The following is a 19901-nucleotide window of genomic DNA, read 5'->3' as shown; positions in this document are numbered from 1 at the left end:
CCTGTGGCGCGAGCGCGGTCAGGATCAGTCTAGCGCTTGAAGCGCTGTCAGGCTTGAGATATGCCAGCAAGGCCGTGTATAACGCGACCTTGCTGGCGGTACTTTATGCCTTTGGGTCGTTCAGGCGCGTTTCCAGTTCGATCAGGCGCAATTCCAAAGCATCGAGCTTGGCGCGGGTCTTGGCCAGCACTTGCGCCTGGATATCGAATTCCTCGCGCGTGACGAGATCGAGACGGGCGAAGCCCTGGGTCATCATCGATTTCACGTTTTTTTCGATATCCTTGGCCGGCGAGTTCTCGATGGCCTGGTGAATCTTGCCTTGCAAGTCGTTAAAGAAGGTATTCATGTCCATGGTCAGTCCTTTTATGGTGCGGCATGTGCATCGCACCATTGCGGTGCACAGCGGTGTTAATCTGGTGCGGAAATAGGTATATCCACAACGCTTCAGCAGCCCATTTCCGCATGCCCAAGGGCTTGCAGGGTAGGTATGGACGGAAATGCACCTGTCAAGGTGGCTGAGAGCTGGCACGTATTCTGCTAAAGAAGGTATGAACGCTTTGTGATCTCCAGCCAAGATTTTAAACCTCAACCGCTTTAAAAGTTCAATAAAAGGGAATCGCCATGAAGAATCTGTCCAAGAACATGACTTTAGTAGCAGCGTTGACGCTGGCCATGACCGCCGTGTGCGGTAGCGCCATGGCCCAGGATGCGGTGGCAGCGCCTGCTGCGGCCGAAGCCGTACCTGATAACGTGGTGAGCTACAACGTGGCGCTGACCAGCGACTATCGTTACCGTGGCGTGTCGCAAAGCCGTCTCGATCCTGCCATCAGCGGCGGTGCCGACTATACCCACAATCCGACGGGTCTGTACGTGGGCACCTGGCTGTCGAGCATCAAATGGATCAAGGATGGCGGCGGCGATACCAACCTGGAATGGGATGTCTACGGCGGCAAGCGGGGCGAGATCAGCAAGGATTTCACCTATGACGTGGGCGGCCTGTACTACTTCTATCCCTCGAATGGGCTGAGCACCAATGCCAACACTTTCGAGCTGTACGGTCAGCTTGGCTATGGCCCTGCCTATATCAAGTACTCGCACTCGACGACCAATCTGTTTGGTGTCGCCGACAGCAAGAACAGCGGCTACCTCGATGTGGGCGCCAATATCGATATGTACGAAGGTTATCTGCTGAACCTGCATGTGGGCCGCCAGAAGGTCGCGCATAACGATTCCCTCAGCTACACCGACTACAAGCTGGGTGTCACCAAGGATTTCGGCATGGCAACAGTCGCCCTGGCTTACGTCAAGGCCAACATCACGTCGCTGGCACCGAATGGCAAGAACCTGGCGAAATCCGGTCTCGTGCTGACCGTGTCCAAAACCTTTTAAGCGAGACTGCCATGAAAATGATTACCGCAATCATTAAACCATTCAAACTGGACGAAGTGCGTGAAGCCTTGTCGGCTATCAATGTGCAAGGCATTACCGTCACTGAAGTGAAAGGGTTCGGCCGCCAGAAAGGTCACACGGAACTCTACCGTGGGGCTGAGTATGTCGTCGATTTCTTGCCAAAAACCAAGATTGAAGCGGCCGTCGATGACGCCATTGTCGACCAGGCCATCGAAGCGATCGAAGGTGCCGCGCGTACCGGTAAAATCGGCGATGGCAAGATTTTCGTCTACAACCTGGAACAGGTCATCCGCATCCGTACCGGTGAAACCGGCAACGAAGCGCTCTAAGGGGAATATTGATGCATAAAAATATAACAAAATTGCTCGCCGGGATAGCCTGCCTGTGTGCGTTTGGCGTCGCCACGCCGAGCTTTGCCGATGCGCCCGCCAAGACGGAGGCGGCCACGACTACGGCCGTTGCCGCCCCCGCCGTGACGCCCGTGCCTGACGCCGCGCCCGCTGCCGCCGCACCGGCCCCGGCCGCTGCCGCGCCAGTCGCCGCGCCCGTCGCCAACAAGGGCGATACCAGCTTCATGATGATCAGCACCTTGCTGGTGATTTTGATGACCATCCCCGGCCTGGCCCTGTTCTACGGCGGTCTGGTGCGCTCGAAGAACATGTTGTCGGTGCTGATGCAGGTGTTCATGGTGTTCGCGCTGGTCATCGTGCTGTGGTGCATCTACGGCTACTCGATCGCCTTCACGGAAAAAACCGCCTTCTTCGGTGGCTTCGACCGCCTGTTCCTGAACGGTATCTGGGATCCGGCCAAGGGCACGTTTGCCGCCGCCGCCACCTTCAGCAAGGGCGTCGTCATTCCCGAGTTCGTCTTTGTGGCTTTCCAGGGCACGTTTGCCGCCATCACCTGCGCACTGATCGTCGGCGCGTTTGCCGAGCGCGCCAAGTTTTCCGCGGTTTTGGCCTTCGTCGTGCTGTGGTTCACCTTCGCCTACCTGCCAGCGGCCCACATGGTGTGGTTCTGGACCGGTCCTGACCTGATCACCAACGCCGCCACCTCGGCCAGCGAAGCCCTGAAGGCTGGCTGGATCTGGCAAAAAGGCGCGCTGGACTTCGCCGGCGGCACCGTGGTACACATCAACGCCGCCGTTGCCGGCCTGGTGGGCGCCATCATGATCGGCAAGCGCGTCGGCTACGGCCGCGAATCGATGGCGCCGCACTCGCTGACGATGACCATGATCGGCGCATCCTTGCTGTGGGTGGGCTGGTTCGGTTTCAATGCCGGTTCCTCGCTGGAAGCGGGCGATGTGGCGGCCCTGGCGTTCGTCAACACCTTGCTGGCCACTGCCGCCGCCACCCTGTCGTGGGTATTTGGCGAGTGGATCAGCAAAGGCAAGCCATCGATGCTCGGTGGCGCATCGGGCGCCGTTGCCGGCCTGGTGGCGATCACCCCGGCGGCCGGCTTTGTCGGTCCGATGGGCGGCCTGGTCATCGGCTTGCTGGCCGGTGTCGTCTGCCTGTGGGGCGTGAATGGCTTGAAACGCCTGATCGGCGCCGATGATTCGCTCGACGTGTTCGGCGTGCATGGCGTGGGCGGCATCCTGGGTGCCTTGTTGACAGGTGTGTTTGCTGCACCACAACTGGGCGGTCAGGGCATCTTCGACTATGTCACCAACAAGATGTCGGCGGATCCGTACTCGATCGGTCATCAGGTGTGGGTGCAGGCGCAAGCGGTCGGCACCACCATCCTCTGGTCGGCCGTGGTTTCCGTCATCGCCTATAAACTGGTCGACATCGTCATCGGCCTGCGCGTACCGGAAGAAGAAGAGCGCGAAGGCCTCGATATCACCAGCCACGGCGAGCAGGCATATCATGGTTAAATGATAATTATCTGGCATGCCAGCGCCCCGGCGCGGCATGTCCGGCTGGAAAAGGCGCCTCATTGAGGTGCCTTTTTTTCGTTGTGCGAATGGAAAAGGTCTTTAAAACAAGGGTTTTGCCCCGATTTGGGGTACTTACACGGTAATATAGTCGGCAGTTCTGTGTGCTTTTTTGAATACTGCACATAATTTAAGGATGTAACTATGGTTCCCCATCTCGTCACGGCCCTGACCGGACCGCTGCTCGACCTCGAAAAAAAGATTCTGGCCGCGACGCCGGCCATTGAGCGCTGGTTCCGCATGGAGTGGCAAGAACATACGCCGCCCTTCTATTGCTCGGTAGACTTGCGTAACGCGGGCTACAAGCTGGCGCCCGTCGATACCAATCTGTTCCCTGGCGGTTTTCATAATTTGGCCACGGAAATGCTGCCCCTGTCCGTGCAGGCGGCCATGGCCGCCATCGACAAGTATTGTCCGGACGCCCGCAACCTGCTGATGGTGCCGGAATTGCACAACACCACGCCGCAATATCTGCAAAACGTGGCGCGATTGATGCAGATCTTCCGCCAGACGGGCCTGCACGTACGCCTGGGCTCATGGTCGCCCGAGATCACCCAGCCGACGCCATTGGCGTTGCCAGATGGCAACATGCTCGTCATCGAGCCCCTCGTGCGCCTGAACAACGGCCGCCGCCTGGGCTTGAAGGATTTCGATCCGTGCACGATCTTGCTGAATAACGACTTGTCGGACGGCATCCCCGATATCTTGCAAAATATTCATGAGCAAAGCCTGTTGCCGCCTTTGCACGCGGGTTGGGCCTTGCGCCGCAAGAGCAACCACTACACGGCCTACGATGAAGTGGTGAAAAAATTCGGCAAGATGATCGATGTCGATCCGTGGATGCTCAACCCCTTCCACGCCAAGTGCAGCGACGTCAATTTCCAGGAAGGCGAGGGCGAAGATGCGCTGGCCGCCAGCGTCGACGTGCTGCTGGCCAAGATCCGCAAGAAATACAAGGAATACGGCATCAAGGAAAAGCCGTTCGTCATCGTCAAGCCCGATGCGGGCACGTATGGCACGGGCATCATGACGGTGCGCGACGCCAGTGAAGTGCGCGATCTGTCGCGCAAGCAGCGCGAGAAAATGTCGATCGTCAAGGATGGCCAGCTGGTAACCGATGTGATCATCCAGGAAGGCGTGCCGACCTTCGAAAGCATCAAGGATGCCGTGGCCGAGCCCGTCGTCTACATGATCGACCGCTATGTGGTGGGCGGCTTTTATCGCGTGCACGCAGAGCGGGGCGTGGATCAGAACCTGAACGCGCCCGGTTCGCAGTACGTGCCGCTGGCGTTTGCCCAGCAGCATGCGGTGCCGGACTTGAAGGCCAAGCCGGGCACGGCCGCGCCGAACCGCTTCTATGTGTACGGCGTGGTGGCGCGTCTGGCCTTGCTGGCCGCGTCGCTGGAAATGGAGCGTACGGACCCGAATCCCGAGGTGTATTGATCCACCAATGAGGTTTGCCGGGCGCGGTGACTACCGCGCCTGGCGATCTCGGCTAGAATCAAGCATTCCTTATCCAGGCTCCCCTATTGGACGCACCATGAAAATTGCATTCCTTGCCGACCCGCTGGCAGGCTTCAAGACTTACAAAGATTCCACCTTCGCCATGATGCGCGAGGCGGCCAAGCGCGGCCACGCCGTGTACGCCTTCGAACAGAAAGACATGGCGCTGGAAGAGGGCATCGTCACGGCATGGGTCAAACATATCGAGCTGACAGGCGACGAACACGACTGGTACAAGGTGGTCTCCACCGAGGAAGTACGTTTGTCGGCCCTGGACGCCATCATCGAGCGCAAGGATCCGCCGTTCGACATGGAATACGTGTATGGCACGTATCTGCTGGAACTGGCGGAAAAGCAGGGCGCCTGCGTCTTCAACAAGCCGTCCGCCATCCGCGACAACAATGAAAAGCTGGCCATTGCCCAGTTTTCCGAATTCACCTCGCCGACCCTGGTCACGTCGGATGAAGCGCGCCTGCGCGCCTTCCACGCCAAGCACCAGGACGTCATCTTCAAGCCGCTCGACGGCATGGGCGGCACGGGCATCTTCCGCGTCAAGGCCGATGGCCTGAACCTGGGCGCCATCATCGAGACCTTGAGCGAGAACGGCGCGCAAACCATCATGGCGCAGCGTTTTATTGCCGACATCGTCAAGGGCGACAAGCGCATCCTCGTCATCGGCGGCAAGCCGGTGCCGTTTTCGCTGGCGCGCATCCCGCAGGCGGGCGAAGTGCGCGGCAACCTGGCCGCCGGCGGCACGGGCGTGGCGCAGCCATTGACGGCACGCGACCTGGAAATCGCTGAAAAACTGGGCCCGATCCTGGCCGCGCGCGGCCTGATGCTGGTAGGATTGGATGTGATCGGCGACTATCTGACGGAAGTCAATGTCACCAGCCCGACCTGCTTCCAGGAAATCATGCAGCAGACGGGTTTTGATGTGGCTGCCATGTTTGTCGACGCCGTCGAGCATGGCGTTGCGCAAGCGCAGCAGCATCAGAAGGTGAAATGACCATGGTAGGGATTTTGCTCATGACACATGCCCCGCTGGGACAGGCATTCATCGCCGCCTGCGCGCATGTGTTTCGCGGGCCAACGGAACGTTTTGAAGCGATCGACGTCGTCGCCGACCAGGACCTGGCGGAAGTGCAAAAGCTGGCGTCGGAAGCCATCTGCCGCCTCGACGACGGCTCCGGCGTGCTGGTGATTACCGACGTGAAGGGTGGCACGCCGTCGAACTGCTGCAACAAGCTGGCCGATGCGGGGCGGGTGGAAGTCATCGCCGGCATCAGCCTGCCGATGCTGCTGCGCGCCATCACGTATCGCCGCGACACGCTCGACGTGGTGGTGGAGATGGCGCTGGCCGGTGCGCAAAGCGGCGCCGTGCGCGTCGATAACCGCATCCGCGTGGGCGAATAGGAAAATGCAAGGCCGCCGCCCTGAAGGCGGCGGGTTTTATAGGCCAAGATTGTCATCAGCGTAGTGCATTCAGGGATAGAGACCATACAAAAATGATTCAAAAAGAACTCGAAATCATCAACAAGCTGGGACTGCACGCACGCGCCTCCGCCAAATTTACCCAGCTCGCCGCCAAGTTCAAGAGCGACGTCTGGCTGACCCGCAACGCGCGCCGCATCAACGCCAAATCCATCATGGGCGTGATGATGCTGGCCGCCGGCAAGGGTGCGAAAGTGACCCTGGAAGCCGAGGGCGATGATGAGCAGGCATGTGTCGATGCGCTCACCGCCCTGATTAATGACAGGTTTGGCGAAGGCGAGTAATGCCTGCCGAACGTAGCCGCAGCCGCATTCCGACAGGTCACCCCATGGCATCTTTCACGCTCCACGGCATCCCGGTCTCCCGCGGCATCGCCATTGGCCGCGCGCATCTGCTGGCGCCGGCCGCCCTTGACGTCAAACACTACCTGGTCGCCCAGGAACAGATCGAAGCCGAAGTCCAGCGTTTGCAAAACGCCATCGCCGCCGTCCACAAGGAACTGCAAACCCTGTGGAACGAGCTGCCGAAAGACGCGCCCACGGAACTGGGCGCGTTCATCGACGTCCACGCGCTGATCCTGTCGGACCCATTGATCGCCGAAGCGCCGCTCGACATCATCCGTTCGCGCCATTACAACGCCGAATGGGCGCTGTTGACGCAAATCGATGAATTATCGGCGCAGTTCGATGAAATCGAAGACCCGTATTTGCGCGAACGCAAGGCCGACATCCAGCAGGTGGCCGAGCGCGTATTGAAAGTCTTGCTGGGCACGGAGCAGCTGCTGCCCAAGGCCGCGGCCGAAGACGAATTGATGGCGCAGATGATCGTCGTCGCGCACGACATTTCTCCGGCCGACATGCTGCAATTTCGCGACCGCTCCTTCATCGGCTTCATCACCGACGTGGGCGGACAGAACTCGCACACGGCCATCGTCGCGCGCAGCCTGGATATCCCGGCCGCCGTCGGCATGTCGCAGGCGTCGATGCTGATCGAGCAGGACGACTGGCTGATCATCGACGGCGACGCCGGCGTGGTCATCGCCAACCCCAGCGCGCTGGTGCTGGAGCAGTACCGCGAGCGCCAGGTGGCCATGCAGCGCGCGCGCAAGAAGCTGGGCAAGCTGAAAAAGACCCCGGCCGTGACCAAATGCGGCACCCCCATCACCTTGCTGGCGAATATCGAACTGCCCGAGGATTGTCCGTTTGCGCTGGAGTCGGGCGCCAGCGGCGTGGGCCTGTTCCGCTCCGAATTCCTGTTCATGGGCCGCGCCCACAAGATTCCCACCGAGGATGAGCAGTTCGAGGCGTACCGCAACACGGTGCAGTCGATGAAAGGGCGCGTGGTGACCATCCGCACGCTTGACATCGGCGCCGACAAGCCGCTCGACCAGTCCGACCATACGGCCTTGAATCCCGCCCTGGGCTTGCGTGCCATCCGTTACTGCCTGGCCGAGCCGCAACTGTTCCTGACGCAGCTGCGGGCGATCCTGCGCGCCTCGGCCTTTGGTAAGGTGCGCATCCTGATCCCCATGCTCGCGCATGCATTCGAGATCGACCAGTCGCTGGCCATGATCGCGCAAGCCAAGGCCAGCCTGCGCGAGGAGGGCGTCAAGTTCGACGATGCCGTCGAAGTGGGCGCCATGATCGAAATTCCCGCCGCGGCGCTGGCCCTGCCCATGTTCGTCAAGCGCATGGATTTCCTGTCGATCGGCACGAATGATCTGATCCAGTACACCTTGGCCATCGACCGCGTCGACTACGAAGTGGCGCATTTGTACAATCCGCTGCACCCGGCCGTGCTGCAACTGATCTCGATGACGATCGCGGCCGGCCACAAGGCGGGCATCGACGTGGCCGTGTGCGGCGAAATGGCGGGCGACGTGAAGCTCACGCGCTTGCTGCTGGGCATGGGACTGCGCGAGTTTTCCATGCATCCGGCCCAGCTGTTAGCGGTCAAGCAAGAGATCCTCAACAGCGACCTGGGCCTGATCGCACCACAAATGCGCAAAATTATGCGTTCCATGGAACCAAATGTGATCGCGGAAGCCGTACAACAGTTGCAGCTCATGTAAACTGTCACCCTATCAGCATCAGGACACGTCGCGCGCGGCAAGAGGTGTCCTGATGCTACAGTTGCAGCACCTATCATCGCGGTGCTGCATCGACCATGGCCCGTGGGGCCACCCCCTTTTATAAACCGACACACATGTCATCCATTGGAATCGTTTCGCCGCAAACCATGTATTTTGCGCAACCCCTGCAGCTGCAAAGCGGTGCATCGCTGCGCGACTATATGTTGATGTATGAAACCTACGGCACCCTGAACGCCGACAAATCGAACGCGGTGCTGGTCTGCCACGCCCTGAACGCCTCGCACCACGTGGCCGGCGTCTACGCAGATGAACCGAAAAGCACGGGCTGGTGGGACAATATGGTGGGACCGGGCAAGCCGCTCGACACCAATAAATTCTTCGTCATCGGCGTCAATAACCTGGGTTCCTGCTTCGGCTCGACGGGCCCCATGCACACCAATCCTGCCACCGGCAAGCCGTATGGCGCCTCTTTCCCCGTCGTCACGGTGGAAGACTGGGTCAGCGCGCAGGCGCGCCTGGCCGATGAACTGGGCATCGCCCAGTTCGCCGCCGTGATGGGGGGGTCGCTGGGCGGCATGCAGGCGCTGGCGTGGAGCATCATGTTCCCCGAGCGCCTGCGTCACTGCGTGGTGATCGCTTCGACGGCCAAACTCTCGGCGCAGAATATCGCCTTCAACGACGTGGCGCGCCAGGCCATCCTGTCCGACCCCGATTACCATGGCGGCGACTTTTATGCGCATGGCGTGGTGCCGAAGAACGGCTTGCGCGTGGCGCGCATGGTGGGCCACATCACGTATCTGTCGAATGACGACATGGCCGAGAAATTCGGCCGCAAGCTGCGCGACGCGGCGCAGACGGGCGACTACAAATTCGGCTTCGGCATCGATTTCGAGATCGAATCGTATCTGCGCTACCAGGGCGACAAGTTCTCTGAATACTTCGACGCGAACACGTATTTACTGATCACCAAGGCGCTCGATTATTTCGACCCGGCGCGCGCGCATGGCGGCGACCTGGCCAAGGCCCTGTCGGGCACCAAGGCCAAGTTCTTCCTCGCCTCGTTTTCCACCGACTGGCGCTTCTCGCCCGAGCGCAGCCGCGAAATCGTCGAAGCGCTGGTGTGCAACCGCCGCCAGGTCACCTACGCGGAAATCGACGCGCCGCACGGCCACGACGCCTTTTTGCTGGAAGATGCGCGCTACATGAACATGGTGCGCGCCTATTATGGCCAGGTTTGGCACGATATCGGGACGGCCTTGCCCGCTCCTGCACCGCACACCGCCGTCCGCCAGGGCGCCAAGGAGACCGCATGACTTTTGACGAATTGAGCGCACTGCGCCCCGACCTGGCCTTCATCGCCCACTGGGTGCCGAACAACGCGCATGTGCTGGACGTGGGCTGCGGCGAAGGCGTGATGCTGCAGTACCTGCAAAGCGACAAGGAGTGCAGCGGCTACGGCATCGAGATCGCCGACGACAAGGTGCTGGCCAGCACGCTGCGCGGCGTGAATGTGATCCAGCAAGACATGGAAAAGGGCCTGGCCATCTTTGGCGACAACAGCTTCGATACGGTGCTGTGCCTGTCGTCGCTGCAGATGATGAAGCAGGTCGAGCCGCTGCTGCGCGACATCGTGCGCGTGGGCGCCGAGGCCATCGTCTCGTTCCCCAACTTCGCCTACTGGCCGCACCGCGTGGCGCTGCTCAAGGGCCGCATGCCCGTGTCGAAATCGCTGCCCTACCAGTGGTATGACACGCCCAACGTGCGCTGCGCAACCATCAACGACTTCCGCGAACTGGCCGAGGAATGCGGCCTGGAAGTGATCGAATGCGTGGCCCTGGCCGAAGGCAAGATGGTCTCCGTGCTGCCGAACCTGCGCGGCGACCTGGCCGTCTTCCGCCTGCGTAAAAAAGCGGTGCATTGATGACCACAAGCCCGGCGCCAGGCTGGCGTTCCTATGCCAACGGCCGCATGCTGGCCGTGCTGGTGCTGGGCTTCAGTTCCGGCCTGCCCCTGTTCATCCTGCTGTACCTGCTGCAGGCATGGCTGGCCAAGTCGGGCTTGAACGTCAAGGCGCTGGGGCTGTTCGCCCTGGTGCAGTTCCCGTACATCTGGAAATTCCTGTGGGCGCCCCTGATGGACCGCTACCGCATCCTGGGGCTGGGACGCCGGCGCGGCTGGATGGCGCTCACGCAAGTGGCGCTGTTCTTTGCCATCGGCGCCATGGGCATGCTCGATCCGCTCACGCAGATCGGCCTGATCGCGGCGGCCGCCGGTGGCGTCGCCTTTCTGTCTGCCAGCCAGGACATCGTCATCGACGCCTACCGGCGCGAAATCCTGGACGATAACGAGCAGGGCCTGGGCGCCGCCGTCATCGTCAACGCGTACAAGGTGGCGGGCATGGTGCCGGGCGCGCTGTCGCTGATCCTGGCCGACCGCATGCCGTGGCAGCCCGTCTTCTGGATCACGGCCGCCTTCATGCTGCCTGGTCTCGTGTGCACCTTGCTGATCAAGGAGCCTACCGTGTACGGTTCGCCGCCGAAGACCATGCGCGAAGCGATCATCTTGCCGTTCCAGGAATTCATCGCGCGCGATGGTTGGCGTAACGCAATGTGGATTCTCGCCTTCGTATTACTCTACAAAATCGGCGACAGCATGGCCACGGCGCTGGCGACGAAGTTTTATCTGGATCTGGGGTTTTCCATGACGCAGATCGGCCTGGCCGCCAACACCACGGGTTTCTGGGCCAGCCTGGCCGGCGGCGTGGTGGGCGGCGTGTGGATGCTCAAGCTGGGCATCAACCGGGGCCTGTGGGTGTTTGGCGCGCTGCAGGCGATCGCGATTTTGGGATTCGCCTGGCTGGCACAGGTGGGGCCGAACACCATGCTGCTCAGCGCCGTGATCGGTTTTGAAGCCTTTGCCAGCCTGGGCCTGGGTGCGGCCGCCTTTGTCGCGTTCCTGTCGCGCACCACGGACCCGCGCTACACAGCCACGCAATATGCCTTGTTTTCCAGCCTCAGCGCCGTGCCGCGCACCCTGATCAATGCCTCGGTGGGCTTTCTGGTCGCGGAACTGGGCTGGTTTTCGTTTTTCATCGTGTGCTTCTTCCTGGCCTTCCCGGCCATGATGATGCTGCCTAAAATCGCTCCATGGAGGTCTGCCAATGGCACCAATATCCCTTAAACGTTACGCCGTCCTGGCCAGCCTGTGCGCGGCCACCGCCCTGGCACCCCTGTCCGCCCACGCCCAGCAAGCGACGATGCAGGATGGCATCAAGGTGCGGCCTTTGTCGACCTCGCGCATCTTTGCCGGCGGCGCCGATTTCAATGCAGAATCGAAGCAGCAATATACGCAGCTGGTCAACGAAGCGAAGGAAAAAAACGCGCTGGTGCCCGACAGCGACCCGCAGGTCAGGCGTCTGCGCGCCATCGCCCAGCGCATCATCCCGTTCGCCACGCGCTGGAACGAGGCGGCGGCCAACTGGAACTGGCAGGTCAACCTGCTCAACTCGGATGAGGTCAATGCCTTTTGCATGCCGGGCGGGCAGATCGCTTTTTACAGCGGCATCATCACCAAGCTCAATTTGACCGACGATGAAGTGGCCATCGTCATGGGGCATGAAATTTCGCACGCGCTGCGCGAACACTCGCAGGCGCAAGCCGGCAAGGGCAACCTGGCGGCCGTCGGCGCCAAGCTGGCCGGCGCCGGGCTGTCAGCCTGGCTCGGTGTCGATCCGACCATCACCAGTACCGCCACGAATATGGCGGCGCAGGGCGTGATGCTGAAGTTCTCGCGCGACGATGAACGCGAGGCAGATTTGATCGGCATGGACCTGGCCGCACGCGCCGGCTTCGATCCGCGTGCCGGCGTGATCCTGTGGCAAAAAATGGCCGCCGTGAGCAAGGGCGCGCCGCCGGAATTCCTCTCGACCCACCCGTCGGGCAAGGACCGTATCTCGCAGATGAACAGCCACATGGCGCAAGTGCTGCCCTTGTACGCGCGCAGCAAGGGCGTCAGCGTGGGCGCCTTGCCGCCGTACCGCAGCACCGCCATCGCGCAGCGCTAGGATGGCGAAGTGTCACGCCGCCGCACCCTTGCCCATGCGCGACGGTGTGGCGCCCAGCTATCTGTGGCTGCCGGAAGGGCAGTGGCCGGACATGCTGTCGTTTCTGCTCGAGCGCTATCCGCAGATCGGCGCCGCGCAATGGCTGGACCGCATGGCGCGCGGCGAAGTGCTCAATGGCGAAGGCGCCGTGCTCGGCCCCGGCAGCGCGTACAAGCGCGGCATGCGCATTTTTTACTACCGCGAGCTGGAACGCGAAACGCCGATCCCGTTTCAGGAAGAGATCCTGTTCCAGGATGAACACCTGGTGGTGGTCGACAAGCCGCACTTCTTGCCCATGACGCCGGCCGGACGCTTCGTGCAGGAGACCCTGCTGACGCGCCTGAAGAAAAGCCTGGACTGCGCCGAGCTGACGCCGATCCACCGCCTCGACCGCGAGACGGCTGGCGTGGTGATTTTTTCGCGCCAGGTCGCCAGCCGTGGCGCCTACCAGACGCTGTTCCAGCGCCGCGAAGTGCGCAAGACGTATGAGGCGCTGGCACCCGTCCTGGCAGACCGCGATTTTCCGTTCACGTATCGCAGCCGCATGGTCGAGGGCGAGCAGTTTTTTCTCATGCGCGAGGAGGCGGGCGAGCCGAACTCGGAAACCATCATCGACGTAATCGAGCGGCGCGGCGCGGTGAACCTGTACCGGCTGTACCCGCACACGGGGCGCAAGCACCAGCTGCGCGTGCACCTGGCTGCACTCGGCATCCCCATCGTCAACGATGCGTTTTACCCGCTGGCCCAGCCGTGCAAGGAAGACGACATGTCGCACCCGCTGCAGCTGCTGGCGCGCGCCATCGATTTCACGGACCCGTTGACGGGTGAGCTGCGCCATTTTGAGAGCCGGCGCGCGCTGGCGTAAGCCGTCCCCCATTGGCGTGTCAACCATGTTGTCGGATTACGGCCCTGCGGTCCTAATCCGACCTACGGCAGATCAGGCGTAGGTCGGCTTAGCGCAGCGTAAGCCGACACCACCGCCGACGTGTCAAAGATCAGCCCTTGAGCGTGTAATCGATGATCAACGGCGCGTGGTCGGAAAAACGCTCGTCCTTGTAGACGCTGACCGTATGCGCCTGGGCCGCGATGCCGGGCGTGGCGACGTGGTAGTCGATGCGCCAGCCCACGTTTTTCGCGTAGGCTTGTCCGCGGTTGCTCCACCACGTGTACTGGTCTTCGCGCTTGTCCAGGCCGCGGTGCACGTCGACAAAGCCCACTTCGTCGAAGACGCGCGTCAGCCACGCGCGCTCTTCCGGCAGGAAGCCGGAATTCTTCTTGTTGCCCTTCCAGTTTTTCAGGTCGATTTCGTGGTGGGCGATATTCCAGTCGCCGCAGATGACCACTTCGCGGCCCAGCGCCTTCAATGCCAGCAGGTGCGGCAGGAACAGTTCCATGAAACGGAACTTGGCTTCCTGGCGTTCCGGGCCGGACGAACCGGACGGGCAATACACGGAAATGACGGACAAGTTGCCAAAATCACAGCGCACGTAGCGGCCTTCGGCATCGAATTCAGGGCTGCCGAAACCGATATGCACGGCGTCCGGTTCCACCTTGCTGTACACGCCCGTGCCGGAATAGCCTTTTTTCTCGGCATAGTGGAAATGGCCATGGTAGCCGTGCGGGTTGAGGAATTCCGGCGTCATGTCGGGCAGTTGCGCCTTCAATTCCTGCACGCAGATGAAATCGGCCGTTTGCGTGCCCATCCAGTTGAAAAAGCCTTTTTTGGCGGCGGAACGGATGCCGTTCAGGTTGGCGGAGATAATTTTTGGCATAGGTCGAGAGTCAATGGTGAGCGCCAGCGGCGCTGGACGGGGCCGACGGACACGGCATGGCGATTGTCTCGCCGCTGCGCGCGGATTAAAATACAGGCACTTTTAAAAAATGAGGCTAATGTGAATAATTTACGCCAGCAGTTTATCGCGTTTTCAGTATCCAAGGGCGTCTTGCGGTTTGGCGAGTTCACCACCAAGGCCGGACGCCAGTCGCCGTACTTCTTCAATGCGGGCCTGTTCCATGACGGCGCCACCCTGGCCGAGCTGGCGCAGTTCTACGCGCAGACCCTGCTCGACTCGGGCGTCGAATTCGACATGCTGTTCGGCCCCGCCTACAAGGGCATCACCCTGGCGTCGGCCACCGCCGTGGCACTGGCCGGCAAGGGCCGCAACACCTCGTTCGCCTTCAACCGCAAGGAAGCCAAAGACCATGGCGAAGGCGGCACCATCGTCGGCGCCAAGCTGCATGGTAAGGTTGTCATCATTGACGATGTGATCTCGGCCGGCACCTCGGTGCGCGAATCGGTGGACATGATCCGCGCCGCCGGCGCCGAGCCTTGCGCCGTGCTGATCGCCCTGGACCGCATGGAGCGTTCGGGCCCGGACGGCCAGCTGTCGCCCAGTTCGGCGGTGCAGGAAGTATCGAAACAGTATGGCATTCCCGTCATCTCGATCGGCAACCTGGATGACTTGTTCGGCTACCTGAACGGCGCGGGCGCCGATCCGGAACTGTTGAAACATAAGGAAGCCGTTTCCGCTTATCGCGCTAAGTATGGCATTTAAGTAGTCTTTTCCAGCAGTGCCCGCAACCGCGGGTCGCTGCAGGCGGCGCCGGCTTGCGGATGGCATTGCAACAGCCGCCGCAACAGCGCGCCGCCGATGCCGCGTCGGCGGAACGGCGGTTTCACGAACAGCATGTTCACCGTCACCCCGTCCGCACACTTGCTGATATCGAGCATGGCCACTTGCTGGCCGTCGATCCATGCGCACAGCGCGCTGTCCCCTTGCCAGTCTATCTGCATCACGCCAGCCATGGCTTGAGCGCCGCATGCAGGCCGAGGGCGAACAGGCCGACAAAAAAGCACCGTTTGAATACCTGTTGCGCGATGCGCCCGCGCAGCCATTGACCGGCCAGCATGCCGGTCAGCGCCGGCAGCAGCGCATACGCGGAAGCGCCGGCCGCACCGAGGCTGAAGTCGCCGTGTACGGCCAGGCTGGCCGCCAGCGCCACGGTCGATGCCGTAAACGCCAGGCCCAGCGCCTGCACCAGCGCATCGCGTGCCAGGCCCAGTCCCTGCAGATACGGCACGGCGGGGATGACGAACACGCCCGTGGCGGCCGTCACCAGCCCCGTCGCCACGCCCGTGACCGGTCCCAGCCAGGCTTCGTGCCGCGCCGGCACGCGCAACTGCAGCGAGAATAATCCCGCCAGCGCATACAGCATCAGCGTCACGCCCAGCGCGACGACGGCCCAGGCGCCGCTGTCGGTCGGCAGCAGGGCGCCGCCCGCCAGGGTACCGGCCATGACGGCGGCCAGCATGGGCCACAGGCGCCGCATCAGCGCGCGCAGGCCGGGGCCGGCCGCCAGTTGCCACACATTCGTCACCATCGACGGCACGATCAAGAGGGCCGCCGCCTGCACGGGCGGCATGACGAGGCTGAGCGTGCCCATGGCCACGGTCGGCAAGCCCAGTCCGACTACGCCCTTGACGAAGCCAGCGACGAGGAAGCTGGCGCCGACGGCCAGCAGGAATGACGTCTCCATCTTTTTTATCCCACATTGATTTTGCGTGGATTCTGCGCTTGCCCGGGACTTTCGCCAAGGTGGATTATTTTGAGTCAGCCTAAGTAAAATACGAAGGCTGATAAGATGGCGAAAAGGGGAGCTGTCATGCGTTTTGATCTGGTCGATTTGCAGCTGTTTGTCAATGTGGTGGAAGCGGGCAGCCTGACGGCGGGCGCCGCGCGCAGCCATCTGGCGCTGGCCTCAAGCAGTGCGCGCGTGCGCGGCATGGAAGAGGCGCTGGGCATGCCCCTGCTGCTGCGCGGGCGGCGCGGCGTGGAGCCGACACCGGTCGGGCAGACCCTGCTGCATCACGCGCGCCTCGTGTTGCTGCAAATGGAGAAAATGCGCGGCGAGCTCGGTGAATTTGCACGCGGTTTGAAAGGGCAGTTGCGGCTGCTGTGCAATACGGCCGCGCTCAGCGAATTTTTGCCCGAGGCACTCGGTGCTTTTCTCGACCGCCATCCGAACCTGACCATCGACCTGGAAGAGCGCCTCAGTTACGATATCGTCAAGGCCGTCTCGGAAGGGTTGGCCGACATGGGCATCGTGTCCGACTCGGTCGACATGCGCGGCTTGCAGACGTTTTTGTTCCGCCCCGACCGGCTGGTGGTCATCGCGGCGGCCGATGGCGTGCATCACCGCGCGCTCGGCCAGGATGGCGTCGTCGCGTTCTCCACGCTGCTGGATCACGATTTCATCGGCCTGGCCGACGACAGCGCGATGCAGCAGTACTTGGGCATGCATGCGGCGCGCCTGGGCCGTCCGTTGAAGGTGCGCGTGCGCTTGCGCAGCTTCGATGCCGTGTGCCGCATGGTGGCCAGCGGCGTGGGCATCAGCGTGGTGCCGCTGGCGGCGGCCAGCCGCTGCCAGCAGACGATGGCGCTGCGCTGCCTGGAATTATCCGATCCCTGGTCGGTACGCAATCTGACGATTTGCGTGCGCCAGTTCAGTGAATTACCCCTGTATGCGCGCCAGTTGATCGATCATCTGAAGGCGTGACAGGGCATGACAGGAGCAGCAATGCGTTTTTCAGAAGACAAGATGGCCAGCCTGCTGTGCAGCGACCAGGTCGAGCGTCCCATCCACATCTGGCAGCCGCCACAGCCCCAACGCCCGCGCGCCGTGATCCTGGCGATCCACGGCGGCATGGCGCACGCGGGCGATTACGTCACGCCGGCGCTGACTTTCCGCCAGCACGGCATCGCCACCGTCAGCTTCGACATGGTGGGCCACGATGGCAAGCGCAAGGTCGATATCCCCTCGTTCGAGGCCTTCCTCGACGACGAGGAATTGTTCCTCGCCTGGGTCAAGCAGGCGTATCCCGGCGTGCCGATTTTCGTCATGGGTCATTCCATGGGCGGCCTGATCGCCACGCACCTGGGGCTGCGGCGCTTTGCGGGCGATCCGGCGATCAAAGGCTTCATCATCTCATCGCCGTATTACGTGAATGCGATTCCCGTGCCGAAGGTGCTGCAGATGTTGTCCGGCTGGCTGGCGCAGCGCTTCCCGACGATGAAGGTACCGCTGGGGAATCTGACCATGCTGCTGACGCACGATCAAACCATCACCGCGCGCCATTTCCAGGATGAGCGCGACGGCATACGCGCCAGTGCAGCGTCGGTGCGCTTCGCCCATGCCTTGACGTCGGCGCAAAAGGAACTGGCGGGCGGCTTGTCGGACTGGCGCTTCCCCCTGTTCGCCGTGGTGGCCGGCGACGACAAGCTGGCCGACAGCCGCGCCACGGAAAGCCTGCTGCGCAGCGTGCCCGATGGCCTGCTCGACTACCATTTTTACCCGGCCAATTATCACGAGAACTTCAATGAGGTGAACCGTGACGTGATCTTTGCCGCGATCCTGGCCTGGATCGAGAAACTGCTGGCACCCGTGCCGGCATGAAGCGCCAGTATCGTTATAATCGGCTCAATGAATTGACCGCCGGTGCATGCCGGCCCGGTCCCCGCGGCACAGGGGAATACTCAAGGAACGAACGATGCGCTTGCTGATTGCCCTGTTACTCCCATGGCTGACCTTTTTCACGATCGGCCGCCCGATTGCCGGCATCATTTGCCTGATCCTGCAAATTACCTTGATCGGCTGGCTACCAGCGACGATCTGGGCCGTATATGCGCTGAGCCAGTACAAGACGGACCAGAAGATCGCCGAGGCCATGCGCCGGCGCTGATGTGGGGCTAAGTCCTGTTTAAGCTGCGTTTCCTATCTTGATTCAACCGACATGAGGAGAGTGAGATGGCACCAGACAGACGCGGTACCTTGACCCTGGCGGCGGCAATGCTGGCCGCCGGGCTGTTGCTGGGAAGTGCGGCGCAGGCGCAGGGCGATACTGCCTTGCCGCCCGTGCAAAAGAGCGGGGCGGTGGAGTACCTGAGCGGCGGCATCGGCCTCGATGAGTCGACGGCCATCAAGAGCGCCAGCCGGCATTGGCCTTTGAGCTTGGTATTTTCCGTGCAGGCGGCGGGCAAGGCGGAATTTGCCTCCGACGTGAAGCTGACAATACGCGACGCCAAGGACGTGCCGGTGCTGGAAACGACGGCCAGCGGGCCGTTCCTGCTGGCGAAACTGGCGCCGGGCAGCTACAGCCTGCGCGCCACCCTGGCTGGCAAGACCTTGGAGCGCAAGGTGCAGGTCAAGGCGGATAGTTCCGCGCGCGTGGAGCTGGTCTGGCCGGCGGGAACGAACCAGGGCCGGCCTTGATGGGCGACGGCAGCCCGATCAGCTGACCGCGAGTACGCGCCCTTCGGCGGCGCTTTGCAGCGCCAGTTCGATCAGGCGTATCGTTGCCGCCGCATCTTCGGCTGCCACGGGCGCCGCTGCGCCGTGGCGGATGGCGTCGGCCATGCCCTGGTAAAAGTCCTGGTAGCGGCCGGCCTGCATCTCGAGGTGTTCACAATGGCCGTCCGGCTGCGTGCCCAGGTGCAGCGCGCCGCGCACGGGGTCCACGCCCCAGCCGGGCTGGCCCGGCCTGCCGCCGGCCTTCAGGGCGTCTTCCTGCGGATCGAGGCCGAACTTCACGAAACTGCCCTTGTCGCCATGCACGGCGAAGCGCGCCGTCGGCGCCTTTACCAGGCAGCCCGCTTGCAGCACCACGCGCAGCCGGTCGTAGTACAAAACGATGTGCATATAGTCGACGGCTTGCGCGCCATCGCGCTGCAGGGCGATATCGGCGTACAGCTTTTCCGGCTGGCCGAACAGCTGCGTGGCCTGGTCCAGCATGTGCGGGCCCAGGTCGTATAGCAAGCCGCCACCGGGTGCGCCGGACTCGCGCCAGCGCTGGCGGATCTCCGGGCGGAAACGGTCGAAATGCGATTCGACGCTGGCGATGCGCCCCAGCGTACCCTGTGCCAGCAGCGCTTTCAGCGTCAGGAAGTCGCCATCCCAGCGCCGGTTGTGATACACGCTGAGCACCAGCTTGCGCTCTTGCGCCAGCGCGATCAGGCTCTGCGCTTCAACGCTGGAAATGGTGAATGGCTTGTCGACCACCACGTGCTTGCCCGCCTGCAGCGCCGCTTGCGCCAGGCTGAAATGCGCTTCGTTGGGCGCGGCGATGACGACCAGCTCGATGGACGGATCGGCAAACAGCTGCGCCGCATCCGCATACACGGTCGCGTGCGGCCAGTCCTTGTGCACGAGTTCCGGTTTGCTGGAGGCCACCGCCGTCAGCTCCAGGGCATCGATGGTGGACAGCACGGGAGCGTGGAAGGTGGAGCCGGCAAAGCCGTAGCCGACGAGGCCAGTCTTGATCTTGTTCATGGCGGGTTCACAGGTGCGTGGAAGAATCCATGATCATACCT

The 19901-nt window shown here is 62.2% G+C and carries 23 protein-coding genes; 18 read left to right on the top strand and 5 right to left on the bottom strand.

Translation table 11 applies throughout. From position 1 onward, the window contains the following. Window positions 1-103: 103 nt before the first annotated feature. A complete protein-coding gene (locus CLU93_RS08525; protein WP_035824443.1) occupies window positions 104-352 on the bottom strand; it encodes an accessory factor UbiK family protein in 249 nt (82 codons plus the stop codon). Window positions 353-621: 269 nt separating this feature from the next. On the opposite strand from CLU93_RS08525, the gene CLU93_RS08520 reads away from it, so the two are divergent. From CLU93_RS08520 to CLU93_RS08460, 13 genes are all read left to right on the top strand, one after another. Beyond that, the gene (locus CLU93_RS08520; RefSeq protein WP_099760754.1) at window positions 622-1389 is read left to right on the top strand and encodes a TorF family putative porin; all 768 of its coding nucleotides are present in this window, start codon (window positions 622-624) and stop codon (window positions 1387-1389) included. A gap of 11 nt (window positions 1390-1400) precedes the next feature. Further along, window positions 1401-1739, top strand: coding sequence for a P-II family nitrogen regulator (locus CLU93_RS08515; RefSeq protein WP_010393464.1), 339 nt, complete (start codon window positions 1401-1403; stop codon window positions 1737-1739). 11 nt (window positions 1740-1750) lie between these two features. Then, window positions 1751-3286, top strand: coding sequence for an ammonium transporter (locus CLU93_RS08510; protein ID WP_099760753.1), 1536 nt, complete (start codon window positions 1751-1753; stop codon window positions 3284-3286). 204 nt (window positions 3287-3490) lie between these two features. After that, on the top strand, window positions 3491-4789 hold the full coding sequence (gene gshA, locus CLU93_RS08505; protein ID WP_071079543.1) for a glutamate--cysteine ligase: 1299 nt from the start codon (window positions 3491-3493) through the stop codon (window positions 4787-4789). 97 nt (window positions 4790-4886) lie between these two features. Beyond that, window positions 4887-5855 (top strand): glutathione synthase, encoded by a 969-nt coding sequence (gene gshB, locus CLU93_RS08500; protein WP_099760752.1) that lies wholly within the window; start codon window positions 4887-4889, stop codon window positions 5853-5855. A gap of 2 nt (window positions 5856-5857) precedes the next feature. Further along, window positions 5858-6262 carry a PTS sugar transporter subunit IIA gene (locus CLU93_RS08495; RefSeq protein WP_029496035.1) on the top strand — a complete coding sequence of 135 codons (405 nt, stop codon included), beginning with the start codon at window positions 5858-5860 and terminating at the stop codon, window positions 6260-6262. A gap of 92 nt (window positions 6263-6354) precedes the next feature. Further along, a complete protein-coding gene (locus tag CLU93_RS08490; RefSeq protein WP_010393142.1) occupies window positions 6355-6624 on the top strand; it encodes an HPr family phosphocarrier protein in 270 nt (89 codons plus the stop codon). A gap of 44 nt (window positions 6625-6668) precedes the next feature. Beyond that, the gene (gene ptsP, locus CLU93_RS08485; protein WP_099764301.1) at window positions 6669-8411 is read left to right on the top strand and encodes a phosphoenolpyruvate--protein phosphotransferase; all 1743 of its coding nucleotides are present in this window, start codon (window positions 6669-6671) and stop codon (window positions 8409-8411) included. A 134-nt stretch (window positions 8412-8545) separates the two neighbouring features. Continuing rightward, window positions 8546-9745, top strand: coding sequence for a homoserine O-succinyltransferase MetX (gene metX, locus CLU93_RS08480; RefSeq protein ID WP_099760751.1), 1200 nt, complete (start codon window positions 8546-8548; stop codon window positions 9743-9745). Beyond that, window positions 9742-10353, top strand: a complete 612-nt coding sequence (metW, locus tag CLU93_RS08475) for a methionine biosynthesis protein MetW (RefSeq protein ID WP_070222822.1) — start codon at window positions 9742-9744, stop codon at window positions 10351-10353. The genes metX and metW overlap by 4 nt, the downstream gene beginning before the upstream one ends. Then, window positions 10353-11612 (top strand): AmpG family muropeptide MFS transporter, encoded by a 1260-nt coding sequence (locus CLU93_RS08470; RefSeq protein ID WP_099760750.1) that lies wholly within the window; start codon window positions 10353-10355, stop codon window positions 11610-11612. The genes metW and CLU93_RS08470 overlap by 1 nt, the downstream gene beginning before the upstream one ends. Further along, entirely contained in the window at window positions 11593-12495 is a 903-nt protein-coding gene (locus CLU93_RS08465; protein ID WP_099760749.1) for a M48 family metallopeptidase, read from the top strand. Before CLU93_RS08470 ends, CLU93_RS08465 begins: the two co-directional genes overlap by 20 nt. A gap of 1 nt (window position 12496) precedes the next feature. Beyond that, window positions 12497-13399 (top strand): pseudouridine synthase, encoded by a 903-nt coding sequence (locus CLU93_RS08460; RefSeq protein ID WP_099760748.1) that lies wholly within the window; start codon window positions 12497-12499, stop codon window positions 13397-13399. Window positions 13400-13529: 130 nt separating this feature from the next. On the opposite strand, the gene CLU93_RS08455 is transcribed toward CLU93_RS08460, so the two are convergent. Next, window positions 13530-14306, bottom strand: a complete 777-nt coding sequence (locus tag CLU93_RS08455) for an exodeoxyribonuclease III (RefSeq protein ID WP_099760747.1) — start codon at window positions 14304-14306, stop codon at window positions 13530-13532. A gap of 120 nt (window positions 14307-14426) precedes the next feature. Here CLU93_RS08455 and pyrE point away from each other — a divergent pair, with 120 nt between their 5' ends. After that, the gene (gene pyrE / locus CLU93_RS08450; protein ID WP_071079536.1) at window positions 14427-15089 is read left to right on the top strand and encodes an orotate phosphoribosyltransferase; all 663 of its coding nucleotides are present in this window, start codon (window positions 14427-14429) and stop codon (window positions 15087-15089) included. Here pyrE and CLU93_RS08445 read toward each other — a convergent pair. Together CLU93_RS08445 and CLU93_RS08440 are read right to left on the bottom strand one after the other, a co-directional pair. After that, window positions 15086-15340 carry a GNAT family N-acetyltransferase gene (locus tag CLU93_RS08445; protein WP_099760746.1) on the bottom strand — a complete coding sequence of 85 codons (255 nt, stop codon included), beginning with the start codon at window positions 15338-15340 and terminating at the stop codon, window positions 15086-15088. The two genes, pyrE and CLU93_RS08445, sit on opposite strands and share 4 nt — an antisense overlap. Then, complete coding sequence (locus CLU93_RS08440; protein WP_099760745.1) at window positions 15328-16071, bottom strand: sulfite exporter TauE/SafE family protein; 744 nt, start codon at window positions 16069-16071, stop codon at window positions 15328-15330. The genes CLU93_RS08445 and CLU93_RS08440 overlap by 13 nt, the downstream gene beginning before the upstream one ends. A 126-nt stretch (window positions 16072-16197) precedes the next feature. Between CLU93_RS08440 and CLU93_RS08435 the strand changes: the two genes are divergently transcribed. The 4 genes from CLU93_RS08435 to CLU93_RS08420 all read left to right on the top strand — a co-directional run bounded on the left by CLU93_RS08435 (window position 16198) and on the right by CLU93_RS08420 (window position 18804). Then, the gene (locus CLU93_RS08435) at window positions 16198-17091 is read left to right on the top strand and encodes a LysR substrate-binding domain-containing protein (RefSeq protein ID WP_071079533.1); all 894 of its coding nucleotides are present in this window, start codon (window positions 16198-16200) and stop codon (window positions 17089-17091) included. Between the two features lie 21 nt (window positions 17092-17112). Then, window positions 17113-17988 carry an alpha/beta fold hydrolase gene (locus CLU93_RS08430; RefSeq protein ID WP_099760744.1) on the top strand — a complete coding sequence of 292 codons (876 nt, stop codon included), beginning with the start codon at window positions 17113-17115 and terminating at the stop codon, window positions 17986-17988. Window positions 17989-18082: 94 nt separating this feature from the next. After that, on the top strand, window positions 18083-18274 hold the full coding sequence (locus CLU93_RS08425; RefSeq protein ID WP_034749384.1) for a YqaE/Pmp3 family membrane protein: 192 nt from the start codon (window positions 18083-18085) through the stop codon (window positions 18272-18274). A 65-nt stretch (window positions 18275-18339) separates the two neighbouring features. Beyond that, window positions 18340-18804, top strand: a complete 465-nt coding sequence (locus CLU93_RS08420) for a carboxypeptidase regulatory-like domain-containing protein (RefSeq protein WP_143451722.1) — start codon at window positions 18340-18342, stop codon at window positions 18802-18804. Window positions 18805-18822: 18 nt separating this feature from the next. Here CLU93_RS08420 and CLU93_RS08415 read toward each other — a convergent pair whose 3' ends face one another. Next, window positions 18823-19860, bottom strand: a complete 1038-nt coding sequence (locus CLU93_RS08415; RefSeq protein WP_099760742.1) for an oxidoreductase — start codon at window positions 19858-19860, stop codon at window positions 18823-18825. Window positions 19861-19901: the final 41 nt, after the last annotated feature.

It is taken from the genome of Janthinobacterium sp. 35 (assembly GCF_002754575.1).
Taxonomy (GTDB): domain Bacteria; phylum Pseudomonadota; class Gammaproteobacteria; order Burkholderiales; family Burkholderiaceae_D; genus Janthinobacterium; species Janthinobacterium tructae.
Note: the sequence above shows the minus strand (reverse complement) of the source record. Positions and strands in the feature narration are given on the sequence as shown.

Excerpts from the sequence above, each read along its gene's own strand:
- CLU93_RS08525 (WP_035824443.1), bottom strand. The coding sequence starts at position 352 with ATGGACATGAATACCTTCTTTAACGACTTGCAAGGCAAGATTCACCAG.
- CLU93_RS08520 (WP_099760754.1), top strand. The coding sequence starts at position 622 with ATGAAGAATCTGTCCAAGAACATGACTTTAGTAGCAGCGTTGACGCTG.
- CLU93_RS08515 (WP_010393464.1), top strand. The coding sequence starts at position 1,401 with ATGAAAATGATTACCGCAATCATTAAACCATTCAAACTGGACGAAGTG.
- CLU93_RS08510 (WP_099760753.1), top strand. The coding sequence starts at position 1,751 with ATGCATAAAAATATAACAAAATTGCTCGCCGGGATAGCCTGCCTGTGT.
- gshA (WP_071079543.1), top strand. The coding sequence starts at position 3,491 with ATGGTTCCCCATCTCGTCACGGCCCTGACCGGACCGCTGCTCGACCTC.
- gshB (WP_099760752.1), top strand. The coding sequence starts at position 4,887 with ATGAAAATTGCATTCCTTGCCGACCCGCTGGCAGGCTTCAAGACTTAC.
- CLU93_RS08495 (WP_029496035.1), top strand. The coding sequence starts at position 5,858 with ATGGTAGGGATTTTGCTCATGACACATGCCCCGCTGGGACAGGCATTC.
- CLU93_RS08490 (WP_010393142.1), top strand. The coding sequence starts at position 6,355 with ATGATTCAAAAAGAACTCGAAATCATCAACAAGCTGGGACTGCACGCA.
- ptsP (WP_099764301.1), top strand. The coding sequence starts at position 6,669 with ATGGCATCTTTCACGCTCCACGGCATCCCGGTCTCCCGCGGCATCGCC.
- metX (WP_099760751.1), top strand. The coding sequence starts at position 8,546 with ATGTCATCCATTGGAATCGTTTCGCCGCAAACCATGTATTTTGCGCAA.
- metW (WP_070222822.1), top strand. The coding sequence starts at position 9,742 with ATGACTTTTGACGAATTGAGCGCACTGCGCCCCGACCTGGCCTTCATC.
- CLU93_RS08470 (WP_099760750.1), top strand. The coding sequence starts at position 10,353 with ATGACCACAAGCCCGGCGCCAGGCTGGCGTTCCTATGCCAACGGCCGC.
- CLU93_RS08465 (WP_099760749.1), top strand. The coding sequence starts at position 11,593 with ATGGCACCAATATCCCTTAAACGTTACGCCGTCCTGGCCAGCCTGTGC.
- CLU93_RS08460 (WP_099760748.1), top strand. The coding sequence starts at position 12,497 with ATGGCGAAGTGTCACGCCGCCGCACCCTTGCCCATGCGCGACGGTGTG.
- CLU93_RS08455 (WP_099760747.1), bottom strand. The coding sequence starts at position 14,306 with ATGCCAAAAATTATCTCCGCCAACCTGAACGGCATCCGTTCCGCCGCC.
- CLU93_RS08445 (WP_099760746.1), bottom strand. The coding sequence starts at position 15,340 with ATGGCTGGCGTGATGCAGATAGACTGGCAAGGGGACAGCGCGCTGTGC.
- CLU93_RS08440 (WP_099760745.1), bottom strand. The coding sequence starts at position 16,071 with ATGGAGACGTCATTCCTGCTGGCCGTCGGCGCCAGCTTCCTCGTCGCT.
- CLU93_RS08435 (WP_071079533.1), top strand. The coding sequence starts at position 16,198 with ATGCGTTTTGATCTGGTCGATTTGCAGCTGTTTGTCAATGTGGTGGAA.
- CLU93_RS08430 (WP_099760744.1), top strand. The coding sequence starts at position 17,113 with ATGCGTTTTTCAGAAGACAAGATGGCCAGCCTGCTGTGCAGCGACCAG.
- CLU93_RS08425 (WP_034749384.1), top strand. The coding sequence starts at position 18,083 with ATGCGCTTGCTGATTGCCCTGTTACTCCCATGGCTGACCTTTTTCACG.
- CLU93_RS08420 (WP_143451722.1), top strand. The coding sequence starts at position 18,340 with ATGGCACCAGACAGACGCGGTACCTTGACCCTGGCGGCGGCAATGCTG.
- CLU93_RS08415 (WP_099760742.1), bottom strand. The coding sequence starts at position 19,860 with ATGAACAAGATCAAGACTGGCCTCGTCGGCTACGGCTTTGCCGGCTCC.